Here is a 333-nt window from a genome sequence, read left to right as displayed (position 1 = left end):
GTGCCGGTGGTGGTACTGACCTGGCGAACATAGGTGTTGACCTGTTTAATGGTATCAACTACGGCTCTACTATTGCTAATGCTATTTCCGATTGGATTGGTGCAGATATTACATTGCCCAGCACGCGAATTGGTATGACGTATGAATTGCAGCCTGAAATTGCTCGAGGCTTAGCCGCGTCTGGTACGTCTAATTCGATCCCTAACTTGCGTATTGCAGGTACGGGTGATGAGCTTTTTGGTCTCGTTACGCACCCGCTGATTACAGGCGGCGATGACAGTGTTGTACCTCTGCATAGTGCATGTGGCTCTAACAGGGAAGAGTCCATTGATT

At 48.6% G+C, this 333-nt stretch carries 1 pseudogene; it reads left to right on the top strand.

Annotated features, from left to right (window positions below):
• Nucleotides 1–333: pseudogene (locus tag A3757_RS26285) on the top strand (hypothetical protein); the annotation flags it as partial.

The organism is Oleiphilus sp. HI0117 (assembly GCF_001635235.1).
Note: the sequence above shows the minus strand (reverse complement) of the source record. Positions and strands in the feature narration are given on the sequence as shown.